Here is a 12985-nt window from a genome sequence, read left to right as displayed (position 1 = left end):
AAAGACCCGCGCCCCTCGCCTTGTGTTGATTTGATTTAGTAGAGGCCGCCGCCGCCGCCAGTGATGGCCTGCTGCGCCTGCGGAGACTCCCGCAAAATGTCTTCCTGGGACATGTTGCCATCCATGCCGATGACATTGAAGCTCGATGCAGGACCGGTACCAGGCTTGAAGGCTTCCATGATCGTGTCAGGCTCGCCTTCCATCGCCGCCATGCCCGTCTTGCGGTTGACAGCGACGAAATTCATGCCGTTCGGTACGATGAACTTGCTGTGCGGCAGATGCTTTGCTGCCTGGGAAATGAACTCGCCGAAGATCGGTGCTGCGAGCGAACCGCCGGTGCCGCCACGACCGAGAGGTGCCGGGCTATCGAAACCGATGTAAAGCCCCGCCACGAGATCCGGCGTGTAACCGACGAACCAGGCATCCTTTTCATCATTGGTGGTACCAGTCTTGCCCGCAACAGGCAGATCAACCTTGATCTTGCCGGCAGCCGTACCGCGCTGAACGACGCCTTCCATCATGGACGTGACCTGATAGGCGGTCATCGGGTCGAGAACCTGCTCGCGCTTGTCGACAATGGTCGGCTCGTTCTGGTTCTGCCACACCGTCGCATTACAGCCTTCGCAGGCGCGGTCCTCGTGACGGAAAATCGTCTTGCCGTAGCGGTCCTGAATACGGTCGATCACTGTCGGCTTGATCTGCTTGCCGCCATTGGCGATCACGGAATAGGCCGAGACCATGCGCATGACGGTGGTTTCGCCCGAACCGAGCGACATGGCAAGCAGCGGAGGCATCTTGTCGTAGATACCGAAGCTGTCGGCATATTCCGCCACCAGGTTCATGCCCATGTCCTGTGCCAGACGCACCGTCATCAGGTTGCGAGACTTTTCGATGCCAAGACGAAGCGTGGACGGACCTGCGACCTCGCCACCGTAGTTCTGCGGCCGCCAGACTTCACCACCGGAAACAACCTCAAGCGGTGCATCCATGACGACCGAAGCCGGCGTATAGCCATTGTCGAGTGCTGCTGCGTAGATGAACGGCTTGAAGGACGAACCGGGCTGACGCATGGCCTGTGTCGCGCGGTTGAATTCAGACTGCGCGTAGGAGAAGCCGCCGACGATCGCAAGAACACGACCGGTATGCGGATCCATCACCACCATGCCGCCCTGCACCTTCGGCGGCTGGCGAAGGCGGTAGGAATTGCCCTGGCCAGAGATTTGCTCAACATAGACGACATCGCCGGCCTTCAGCACGCCAGCCGGAGACTTGGCCGTGCTGCGCTGCCCCTTGGAGTCGCGATAGGCCCATTTCATATCATCCGGCTTGATCCGGCCGCGCGCATTCTTATCGGCAGCATCGCTGTCCGCGTCCGGACGGAGACCGACATCGACGCCATCTGCCGTTGCGGCCAGCACCACGGCCATGCGCCATTCGGGCACATCACGCAAAGGTTTCAGCTTGGAAAGCGCCGCTGCCCAGTCGCCATTGATGTCGATCTGATCGATTGGACCATGGAAACCGCGGCGCTCATCATAGTCGATGAGACCATCCTGTAGCGCCTTGCGCGCTTCCATCTGGATTTCCGGATCGAACGACGTGCGCACCGAAAGACCGCCCTTGAGCAGCTTGTCTGCGCCGAACTGATCGACGATCTGGCGGCGCACTTCTTCGGCGAAATAGTCCGAACCGGCAAGCTGCGGACCACCGCGGCGAACGTTCACACCGAGTGGCTGCTGCTTGGCCTCTTCAGCATCCGCCTTGGTGATATAGCCGTTTTCGGCCATGCGATCGATCACCCAGTTGCGGCGCTCGACAGCGGCCTTCTCGCGACGGAACGGATGGTAGTTCGCCGGACCCTTCGGCAGAGCCGCGAGATAGGCCGTCTCGGCAATGGTGAGTTCGGTGACGGACTTGTTGAAATAGGTCAGCGAGGCGCTGGCAATACCGTAGGAATTCAGCCCGAAGAAGATTTCGTTGAGATAGAGCTCAAGAATCTTGTCCTTGCTATATGCCTGCTCGATGCGGAAGGAAAGAATGGCTTCCTTCGCCTTGCGCTCCATCGTCTGCTCGTTCGTCAGCAGGAAGTTCTTTGCCACCTGCTGGGTGATGGTCGAGCCGCCCTGCGTCGGGCCGCCCGTCACATAAGCAAGGGCCGCACGCGCAAAGCCGGTCACGTCGATGCCGGGGTGCTGATAGAAGTTCTTGTCTTCCGCCGAAAGAAATGCGGCCTTGACGCGGTCCGGGATAGCCTGGATCGGCAGGAACAGGCGACGCTGTTCGGCATATTCCGTCATCAGCGCGCCATTGCCGGCGTGAACGCGGGTCGTCACTGGCGGCTCGTAGCTGTTCAGAACCGCATAGTCAGGCAGATCCTTCGTGATCGTTACCAGGTAAAGGGCAACGCCAGCCGCGACCACGAGAAAAAGCGTGCTCGCCAAGCCGAAGAAATATCCAATCAGTCTGATCATATGAGGCTACCGATACTTCGAATCGCACTTTGCGCCTGCCCGTAGGCGCGCAATTTTACATGTAGCGTGCCGTTTTGCACACCGCTTAACCGATGACAAGTCGGGGATTAAGCATTCCCGCTCATGTTATCGAGAGATAGTGTCCGCGCAATCGCAAGCGAGTCCCGCTCTGCTGCCGAATCCTGATGCCGAGTAACGCGTTGAATGTGAGTAAAATAGGGCTTTGCCCATCAAATGCGAATGCGGAGCGATCAAGTTGCTCCGCTTTTTGACGACCGTCGCAAAAGCATCACAGCACTTATAGCTCAGCCGCCATTGGCAAGAGCCTGGGCACGATACTTGGTCACCGCCTCGGCCAGACGTTCAGCCACCTTGTCGCGCCAGCTTTCATCGAGAAGCAGCTTTTCGTCCTCCGGATTGGAGAGAAAACCGAGTTCCAAGAGCACCGACGGCACATCGTGGGCGCGCAGCACCTGGAAACCTGCATAACGATGCGGATTGTTGATCAGCCCCACCTGCCCCTCGAAGGAGGAAACGATGTTTTCCGCAAGCGTCACGGAGAAGGCCTGCGTCTCCCGTCGCGTCAAATCGAGCAGGATATCGGCCACTTCCGGCTGCGCATTGGAGACCGTCACACCGGCGATCTGGTCGGAGAGGTTTTCACGCTCCGCAAGATTCTGCGCCATGCGGTCCGATGCGCGGTCTGAGATCGTGTAGACCGTCGCGCCCCGGATGCCTTTCTGGCTCAGCGTGTCCGCATGAACGGAAATGAAAAGATTGGCGCTGTGCTGGCGCGCAATCGTTACGCGCTCGGAAAGCGCCAGGAACGTGTCGTCATCGCGCGTCAGAAAGGCCTTGATCCCAGGCAGACGGTTGAGACGATCGGTGAGCTGCTTGGCGAAAGAAAGCGTGATGACCTTTTCATCCGTGCCGCTGACGCCGCCCTTCGCGCCCGCATCGATACCACCATGGCCGGCATCCACGGCAATGACGAAATCGGACTGGCGCGGCGATGTCTGGATGATATCGGGTGTCACGGATGCGGTGGTCGCCGGTGCGAGCGCCTGCCAATCCTGGTTCTTCAACAGATCGGCGAATTTCTGTTTGGACGCGATTTCGGTGTCGAGAACGAAGCGGAAGATTTTGCCGCCTTCTTCAGGCTGAACCTTGGCGATGGCCACCTGAACAGGCTTCTTTGCGGTCAGCACCAGACGCGCGCTCCCCTCGCCCATGCTGCCGAAGCGGATGTCGCTGAAAAGCCCGGTCGCCTTCAGATCGTTGGTGGGAAAGGCAAAGCTGACAGCGGGCAAGTCAACCACGATCCGCGCCGGCGAATCGAGATAGTGCACCTCGAATTCAGGCTCTGCGTTGAAATCAAGCACGACACGTGTGCGCGCCTCGTCGCCGATGATGCGAGCGGCGTTCGCAACGAGCTGAGGCGCCGCATGAGCCTGTTCGCCTGCGACAAAAGCAAGGAACAGGACGGGGAAAGCGACTCGCGCATAACGAGTGATTCGCGAAAACAAAGCTCGCTTAGTTGATGTCCCTGCCGCCCGCGCCTGAGTTTTCATCGTCGCCAATATCTTTTAGGTTTTATGTCGTTCTATGCGAAAATCATCGGCTTCTCAGCCGAAATCGCCGTCTTCCCCTGATGAAGATGGCCTTATTCGCGCTTGGCTGCAACATTCGCAAGCCTTGATGAAGCATTTCTTAACCGCGAAATTCCATCAATGATATGACATATTTAGCCTGCCTATTGCTATTGTGACGGAGAAACCATACAACACGATTGAGGGTTAAAAATGTTGACGGGATAGATTCCCGCCGGCTGCCAATCGAGAATGACTCTGGCGCTGAATTTCGGGCAATCATCTGCCGTCGCTTCATTTTTATCCTGAAACTGGATCAATCCGGCTGTGGCCGGAGACATACCCGGTGGCATGCCACCGCTCGCTCTGAGGAGAGCATTTTCATCGGACTCTCAGGAGTCTATTTATTATAGTCGTTCTCGCTTGGCCAATGATGTCGTTGCAGCAGCTTTCATACGAACCGGATACAGGGAGCAGGCAAGTTGCCTTGCACGTTGTCCGGATGCTGCCAGTTTACATGCGTCGGGCGGAACACTTCATTTCCGGCACACCCTTGGAAAAAGATGAAAGGCCTGTCCCTGCGGCGGGCCTATTCTCGTATATGACAAGGCTGCGCCGAGGAGCACAGCTTACATGGCAGACAAAATGCTTATCGACGCCTCCCACGAAGAGGAGACGCGCGTAGTCGTTGTTCGTGGAAATCGCATTGAAGAATTCGATTTCGAGTCCGAACATAAAAAACAGATACGCGGCAATATCTATCTGGCGAAGGTGACGCGCGTCGAACCGTCGCTTCAGGCAGCCTTCGTGGATTACGGCGGCAACCGCCATGGATTTTTGGCCTTTGCCGAAATTCACCCCGACTATTACCAGATTCCGCTGGCCGACAGGCAGGCGCTTCTAAAGGCGGAAGCCGAAGAGCATCGCCGTGGCGATGACTTCGAACCGGCTGACGCCCCTAACGAACCCGCACTCGATCTTTCCAAGGCCGACCAGCCGGATATCGGCATTGTGCCGACATCTGAGGAAAAGGCTGAAGACACAGCTGCTTCCGAACAGGTCGTAGCCTCCGAGGAAACCGTCGATATTACGGAAGAAGCGGTTGCCGAAGAGCAGCCTGCGGAAGAAGAAAAGCCGAAGAAGCGCACGCGCCGTCCCCGCGCAAAGAAGAAGACCGAGGCTGAAGAGGCTACCGCCGAAGCGTCTACCGATGAAGCCGCCGAAGAGGATGGCTCCAAGGGCGGCGAAATGGCAGCCATGGTCGACACCGACTCGATTTCCGAAGACGTTGAGCGTGTCGGCGATGACGATGATGACGACGACGACGATCATCACGAGAAGGAAGTCATCGAGTCGGTCGGCGCCGAAGACGCGATGGAAGAAGTTCCAGACCGCGCCATGCGCAAGCCGCGCAAGCAGTACCGCATCCAGGAAGTCATCAAGCGTCGCCAGATCCTGCTGGTTCAGGTTGCCAAGGAAGAACGTGGCAACAAGGGCGCAGCACTGACGACCTATCTGTCGCTCGCCGGACGTTACTCCGTTCTGATGCCGAACACGGCACGTGGCGGCGGTATTTCCCGCAAGATTACCCAGCCAGCCGACCGCAAGCGCCTGAAGGAGATTGCCCGCGATCTCGAAGTGCCGAACGGCATGGGCGTTATTCTGCGCACCGCCGGTGCCAATCGCACCCGCGTCGAAATCAAGCGCGACTTCGAATATCTGATGCGTCTGTGGGAGAACGTTCGCACGCTGACGCTGAACTCCACAGCCCCTTGCCTCGTCTATGAGGAAGGCTCGCTGATCAAGCGTTCGATCCGCGATCTCTACAACAAGGACATCAGCGAGATCATCGTGTCCGGTGAAGAAGGCTATCGTGAAGCGAAAGACTTCATGAAGATGCTGATGCCGAGCCACGCTAAGGTGGTTCAGCCCTACCGCGACATTCATCCGATCTTCTCGCGCTCTGGCATCGAGGCGCAGCTCGACCGCATGCTTCAGCCGCAGGTCACGCTGAAATCCGGTGGCTATCTGATCATCAATCAGACTGAAGCCCTGGTTTCGATCGACGTGAACTCCGGTCGCTCGACCCGCGAACATTCGATCGAAGAAACCGCACTCGCAACCAATCTCGAGGCTGCAGAAGAAGTCGCCCGTCAGCTTCGCCTGCGTGACCTTGCTGGTCTGGTCGTCATCGACTTCATCGACATGGAAGAAAAGCGGAACAACCGCTCTGTCGAAAAGAAGCTGAAGGATTGCCTCAAGAACGACCGCGCTCGCATCCAGGTGGGCCGCATCTCGCATTTCGGCCTTCTGGAAATGTCGCGCCAGCGCATCCGCGCTTCGGTTCTCGAATCCACCACTCAGATCTGCTCGCATTGCGGTGGCACGGGCCATGTTCGCTCGGAATCCTCCATCGCGCTGCACGTGCTGCGTGGTGTCGAAGAATACCTGCTGCGCAACACGACCCACAACATCACAGTGCGCACGACGCCTGAAACGGCGCTCTACCTGCTCAACCACAAGCGTGGCACCATCGTCGATTATGAAGAGCGCTTCGGCGTCTCGATCATCATCGCTGCAGATGCGAGCGTCGGTGCTCAGCACTTCGCCATCGACCGTGGTGAAGCGGTCGAAAATCCGGTGAAAATCGAAAACCTTCTGCAGGCTCTCCCGACCTTCGAGGAAGACGAAGACGATATCGTCATCGAAGCCGAGGAGGAGGAAGAGGACGAAGAAGAAATCGTAGCGAAGGCGCAAAGCAGCGAGCCACGCCAGCCCCAGGCTGAAAATGGTGAAGACGGCAAGCGCAAGCGCAAGCGTCGTCGTCGCCGTCGTGGCAAGGGCAACGGCCAGAACGGCGACGTTCAGGCAGATGCCAACGACGACGCATCCGGTGAAGGCGATGACGAGGATGGCGACGATGCCACCGACGATCAGGCTGACGCCGCAGAGCCCCGTGCCGAAGGCGACAATGCCGGTCAGGACGAAGGCAAGCGCAAGCGCCGTCGTCGTGGCAAGCGTGGCGGCCGTCGCAACCGTGACGAAAATGGCAACCTGCTGGACGCCGAAAATGGCGACGGCGATCAGGGCGATGCCGATGACGGCGTTGACGATGGCGACGTAGCGGATGCAGCCGAAGGCGTAGAGCCGGAAGCCGCTGTCGAGGCTGTTGAGGCTGAAACGCCGCAGGTTGAAGAAGCCGAAAAGCCGAAGAAGCCTCGTCGCACCCGCAAGGCCAAGGAGAAGGCTGAAACGGTTGTCGAGGCAACGGTTGAGGCAGCAGCACCGGCCGCCGCGGCACCGGTGGCGGACGCCGCCCCTGCGTCGCAGGAAGAGGCGCCCGCTGACGTAGCGCCTGCTGCGCCAGCACCCGCTCCGCAGGCTGCTGACGCTGCTGTTGAGACGACGCAAGAGGAAGCGGACGATGCTGCAAAGCCAACCCGCGCCAACCGCGGCGACAATGTCTCCTCGTCCGAACCGGTCGTGACCTCCTCCGGCAAGAACGACAGCCCCGATGGCGAAGAGCCGAAGCCCCGCAAGGGTGGCTGGTGGCAGCGCAAGGGCTTCTTCTAAGCCTTGGACCACAGCGATAAGAATCAAGACCCCGAGATTGGATTTCCAGTCTCGGGGTTTTCCGTTTTCTGTTCGAAGATAATGGTGGGCGCGCGTCGAGATCATCGAGATTTGCTCCCACGCTTTGACACCGTATTCGTCGCGAGACATCATCGCCGCATTGGCGACAGCTTGAGCAGGATTGGTCACACAATGAGCGCTGCAAATTCGTTTCTTGGGCTCCCTTCAGAACTCGCAGACGGCAATCCCACACGCATGGTGATCTTCGGCGTGGCACATGGCAGCGCCTATCCAGATCAAGACAGCAGTGGTCATGAAACAGCGGCCGATCAGATCAGAGCGGCAAGCCAGGAAGATGCTCCGTTGATCGCGCACTGGGATTTCGATCTCGGTGGCCCACTCTTCAACGGCGGTCCGATAAACTGCATCGATGTTGGCAACATCAAAACTGTGATGCGTGACAATGAAGGCAATCGACAGCGCATAGAAGCAAAGACGCGAGAGATCCTGGCCTTGAGTGCTGTTCCCATCCTCATCGGCAGCGACTGCTCCGTGACCTATCCGTTTCTTGCTGCGTTCGAGACCTCGGGACCTGTCTGGGTCTTGCAGATCGACGCGCATATCGACTGGCGCGACGAGATTGAGGGAGAACGCTACGGATATTCAAGCTCCATGCGCCGGGCGAGCGAGATGGCGCACGTGGTCGGCATGGTGCAGGTCGGACTTCGAAGTGTCGGTAGCGCGAGGAAAGCCGATGTGGAAGCGGCACGAGGCTACGGAAGCCACTTTGTGACGGCGAGAGAAATTCACGCGGGCGGAGTGGCCGCGGCTCTTCGTGCTATTCCGGAGGATGCTCAAGTCGTCATCACACTCGACTGCGACAGCCTCGATCCGAGTATCATGCCGGGCGTCGCCGCAAGAACGCCAGGCGGTCTCACCTACACCCAGATTATCGATCTGATTTCTGGTGTTGCCGGCAAGGCGAAAATCGCCGGGTTTAACCTCGTCGAGTTTTATCCGCCCGCCGACATTGATGGACTGTCGGCCCTCACAGCGTCCCGCATTCTCGTCAACGCGATCGGAGCGGTGATCCGCCAGATCTGAGGCACTATCATCGTAGCGGTAAAACCCCGGACCTTCGGAATTTTACCGAACGCTTGAAAACTCGGTCCTCTGTTTTCAAAAAGACTCAAGGCCGGCGCACCTTGATCCTTTAGCCGACAAGAGGTGGATCAAGCCGCGCAAAGCCTTCCTGTTGCCGATAGGGAAAGTGGGGATAGGGAGCGGACACGGCACTGGCTTGATCAAGAGCTGCAATCTGCTCACGTGTCAGGCTCCAACCGACCGCGCCGAGATTGTCCTTGAGTTGAGCTTCGTTTCTAGCACCAATAATCACAGAGGATACGGTCGGGCGACTGAGCAGCCAATTGAGTGCGACTTGCGGCACTGTCTTCGCCGTCTCGTTCGCGATCATTTCAAGCACATCAATAACACGATACATATAGTTGTCCTCAACCGGTGGACCGAAACTCGCCGTGGCATGCAAACGACTTGTTTCAGGCAACGGCACGCCCCGCCTTATTTTCCCGGTCAATCGACCCCATCCGAGTGGACTCCAGACAATTGCGCCCAGGCCCTGATCTTGTCCGAGCGGCATGAGATCCCACTCGTAATCCCGACCGATGAGCGAGTAATAGACCTGATTGGCGACGTATCTCGGCCATCCGTAACGGTCGGCCACTGCAAGCGACTTCATGATTTGCCAGCCAGAAAAATTCGAGACACCGACGTATCGAACCTTTCCCGAGCGGACCAGCATGTCCAGCGTTGACAGGACCTCCTCTATCGGCGTCGCAGCATCGAAGGCATGAAGTTGAAGCAAGTCGATGTGATCGGTTTGAAGCCGTTTCAGCGCATCGTCGACCGAGCGCAACAATCTGAGGCGGGACGATCCGGCGTCGTTCGGGCCATCTCCCATTGGAAGGCTGGTTTTCGTCGAGATAAGAACCTCGTCCCTGCGTCCTTTGATCGCCTCACCGAGGACCTCCTCCGATGCGCCGTTGGAGTAAACATCAGCCGTATCGAAAAGATTGACGCCTGCATCAAGACAAATATCGACAAGACGTCGAGCCTCGATTGCATCCGAGTTGCCCCAATTGCTGAACAGCGGCCCAGACCCACCAAACGTGCCTGCGCCAAAGCTCAACGCAGGCACTTTGAGCCCGGACCTTCCAAGTGATCGATAGTCCATATTGGTCTTCCTTTTTGAGAACTACCGCAATTCATAGACAGTCCTCTTAAAATGAAATAGAGCACCAAACGGAACCTCACTTGTGATGTGAATTCACTATGGCCCGACACGAGATCAATCGCTTTACGGAGATGGAGGTTTTCGTAACCGTCATTGAGACGGGCGGTTTTTCCGCTGCAGCGAGGCAAGTGCGTTTAACGCCTTCCGCCATCAGCAAATTGATCGCACGCCTTGAGGCGAGGCTGGGAACCAGGCTATTCAATCGCTCTACCCGACAATTTCAGCTGACGCCTGAAGGATGCACATTCTACGAGGCGGCAAAGCGCATACTGGCGGATCTGAGCGAAGCGGAACAGAGAGCTAGCCAGGGTGAGAGACCGGCAGGGCGTGTTCGCATCAGCACCAGTGCTTCATACTTCCATCACGTGCTGGCACCCATCGTGCCACAATTTATGGCTCTCTATCCTGCTGTCACCCTGGACATCTCGCTTACCGATGCATTGGTTGATCTGTTGGCCGAGCGCACCGACATAGCTATTCGAACAGGGCCTTTGAAAACATCCAGCCTGATTGCTCGCAAGCTGGGAGAAACGGCTCGGACAATTGTGGGTGCACCATCTTATCTCGAACAATATGGCCAACCACGTCATGTAGCGGACCTGAAAAGCCACAACCTGCTGGGTTTCAGCTATGTCCGGTCAGAGCCGGGCTGGACGCTCAGCGAAGATAATCACTCCGTCGTGGTGCCCGTCGCCGGACGTGTCCAGATCAGCGATGGAGAAGGCGTTCGAAGACTCGCTGTCGCAGGTGCAGGCCTCGCCATGCTGGCTGACTTTACAGTCCGCGACGACGTCGCTGCCGGACGACTTGCGCCGGTCCTGTCTCACTGCAACACGGGAGACACAGAGGTGTTTTACGCAGTCTATATTGAGGAAGGAGGCCCGCTCCCTGCGCGCATAAGGGTCGTCTTGGATTTTCTGTCCGAACATGGAAAAGTTCGATGATGAACAAAACGTTGGATGATGGAAACCGCGCACAGTTGCGGCAAAGCATCTGGCCTATCGCTTGCCCGTCTTAATCCTGATCGTCTGCAGCAAGATCGAAGCACCCTGCTCCCCTGGTGGGATTTGCGTCTGTAGCCTTTTCTGCACCAGCTCAAACCCCTCCAGCATGGCGCGGCGTTGGATGGTGTCGGATGACAACCGCTCTGCCCAGCGCAACATGGAGCCTGAACGGACCACTTCATTGAAGTATTCCGGCACCACGGCGTAATCGGCGATCAGATTGGGGAGCGCGCCGGTCCACGTCTTCACTCGCTTGCTCAGCATCGTGAAAATCCAGTCCGTTTTGTACACAGACACGACCGGGACATGGCAAAGCGCGAGTTCCAGGATGACTGTACCGGAAGCCGCGATCGCCGCATCCGCCTCGGCAAAACAACGCCACTTGAACGCCGTGTCGGTGCCGATCTCCGGCCGGATCGCCTCAGGCCAGGAGGCGGCAAGTTCCCTGATTCGCTGCTCCTGTCGCGGCACAGTCGGCAGCACGAACCGCGTTGGCCCGTTCCGCTCCACGAACGCGCTTGCAGCCTGCTGGAACGGCTCCATCAGGCGTGTCGTTTCTGTCGAGCGCGAGCCAGGCAGAAGAAGGATCGTCCGTCCGTCACCAGCAGCTGGCACGGGACGCAAAGCACGTTGTGTGCGCACCGCCAGAACGTCCGGATCGACACTGAGGCGGTGTCCGACAAATGTTGTCGCCGGACCGCCAAGGCGCTGCATTGCCTCCGGTTCGAAAGGCAACAGTGCCAGCACATGATCGACATAGGAAAGCATCGCCGCCGCACGGTACTCTTTCCACGCCCAGACGCTGGGGCAAACGTAGTTCACCACCGGCAAGTCTGGCAGCGCCTTTCGCACGCGCTTTGCAACACGGTGGGTGAAATCGGGACTATCGATGATCAGAAGTGCATCGGGCTGGTAGGCGATAATGGCATTCGCCGTTTCCTTGATGCGTGAAATCAGTTGCGGCAGTTTCTTCAGAACCTGGGTGAAGCCCATGATCGACAATTCGGAGTAATCGAACAGAGAGTTCAGGCCCTCAGTCGTCAACTGTTCACCGCCAACCCCAAAGAGCTCCACCTGCCCCGGATATTGTGTCTTGAGCGCACGAACAAGGTCGGCGCCCAAGAGATCGCCGGAGACTTCGCCAGCCACGACAGCAAGTTTCAGCACGCCTTCCCTCACATCATGCCTCCCTCAAGCGCGGTGTCGATGCCGCAAACGAACAGGCCTGCCGCATCGGCGGCTTTCAACATCGCCTCACGATCGAGAATAAACGCCCTGCCCGCTTCAATGGCTATTCCGGCAAGACCGGCCTTCGCCGCGTTCTCGACAGTGGAAGGGCCTATGGTGGGAAGATCGGCGCGAATATCCTGTTGCGGTTTGCAGAGCTTGACAAGAACGCCCCTGCGACGCTGCGAGATGCGTCCGGCAGCACGGAGTGCGGCGACCCGCTCCAGCATGCCATCAGTACCCTCAACGCCTTCCAGGGCAACGATGCGTCCACCGACGGAAACAGCCCCCTGCCCGACATCCAGCACGCCGAGCGCCAACGCCGCTTGAGCCGCTTTTGCGATGTCTCTACGATCCTCGTCACTCGGCTTGACCTTGCCGAGCGGGCCGGTGGTCGCAAGAAGTCCAGGCGCAATCTCATGGGCGCCGATGACGCGAGCGCCCTGCGCTTCGATCAGTCCAATCACCATTTGCAGTACAGTGTCGTCACCGCCCGACAAAAGCGTGCGGATGATCGACGGCATTTTGGCGATCATCTTCAGGTTCGGACGGATTTCCCTCCATTCGGGGCGGCGTGCTACGCCACCGGAAAGAACCACGCGGTCGATGCCATGCTCACTGAGAAGCAGGCCCAGGCCTTTGACATCGCCAACACTGATCGAGGCATTTTCGAACTCTGACCAGTCAAGATCGGCTTCGTTCTTCAGGCGGATGATCAGCGGGTCCTCTCCCGCCGATCGTGCGGCAAGCGCCACATAAAGGGGAAGAGAACCACTGCCGGCGATGATCGCCAGACGCTGGTCACCCATC

General features: G+C 58.2%; 8 protein-coding genes. 3 read left to right on the top strand and 5 right to left on the bottom strand.

The genetic code is table 11. The annotated features are described in order from the left end of the window. Positions 1-35: 35 nt before the first annotated feature. On the bottom strand, positions 36-2471 hold the full coding sequence (locus tag EYC79_RS22015; RefSeq protein ID WP_062440904.1) for a penicillin-binding protein 1A: 2436 nt from the start codon (positions 2469-2471) through the stop codon (positions 36-38). 305 nt (positions 2472-2776) lie between these two features. Beyond that, entirely contained in the window at positions 2777-4042 is a 1266-nt protein-coding gene (locus EYC79_RS22010) for an N-acetylmuramoyl-L-alanine amidase (protein ID WP_130979510.1), read from the bottom strand. Positions 4043-4693: 651 nt separating this feature from the next. On the opposite strand from EYC79_RS22010, the gene EYC79_RS22005 reads away from it, so the two are divergent. Both EYC79_RS22005 and EYC79_RS22000 read left to right on the top strand, forming a co-directional pair. Further along, the gene (locus EYC79_RS22005) at positions 4694-7633 is read left to right on the top strand and encodes an Rne/Rng family ribonuclease (protein WP_130979509.1); all 2940 of its coding nucleotides are present in this window, start codon (positions 4694-4696) and stop codon (positions 7631-7633) included. A gap of 192 nt (positions 7634-7825) precedes the next feature. Then, positions 7826-8737, top strand: a complete 912-nt coding sequence (locus EYC79_RS22000) for an agmatinase (protein ID WP_130979508.1) — start codon at positions 7826-7828, stop codon at positions 8735-8737. A gap of 109 nt (positions 8738-8846) precedes the next feature. Here EYC79_RS22000 and EYC79_RS21995 read toward each other — a convergent pair whose 3' ends face one another. After that, positions 8847-9884 carry an aldo/keto reductase gene (locus tag EYC79_RS21995; RefSeq protein ID WP_130979507.1) on the bottom strand — a complete coding sequence of 346 codons (1038 nt, stop codon included), beginning with the start codon at positions 9882-9884 and terminating at the stop codon, positions 8847-8849. A gap of 98 nt (positions 9885-9982) precedes the next feature. On the opposite strand from EYC79_RS21995, the gene EYC79_RS21990 reads away from it, so the two are divergent. Further along, on the top strand, positions 9983-10888 hold the full coding sequence (locus EYC79_RS21990; RefSeq protein WP_130979506.1) for a LysR family transcriptional regulator: 906 nt from the start codon (positions 9983-9985) through the stop codon (positions 10886-10888). Between the two features lie 54 nt (positions 10889-10942). On the opposite strand, the gene lpxB is transcribed toward EYC79_RS21990, so the two are convergent. Together lpxB and EYC79_RS21980 are read right to left on the bottom strand one after the other, a co-directional pair. Further along, a complete protein-coding gene (gene lpxB, locus EYC79_RS21985; RefSeq protein WP_130979505.1) occupies positions 10943-12115 on the bottom strand; it encodes a lipid-A-disaccharide synthase in 1173 nt (390 codons plus the stop codon). Between the two features lie 8 nt (positions 12116-12123). Next, positions 12124-12984: an LpxI family protein gene (locus EYC79_RS21980; RefSeq protein ID WP_130979504.1), complete on the bottom strand. Its 861-nt coding sequence runs from the start codon at positions 12982-12984 to the stop codon at positions 12124-12126. Between the last annotated feature and the right edge of the window lies 1 nt (position 12985).

Source organism: Agrobacterium cavarae, from assembly GCF_004310285.1.
GTDB lineage: Bacteria > Pseudomonadota > Alphaproteobacteria > Rhizobiales > Rhizobiaceae > Agrobacterium > Agrobacterium cavarae.
The sequence above is the reverse complement of the archived record's forward strand: the minus strand, read 5'-3'. Positions and strand labels throughout refer to the sequence as shown.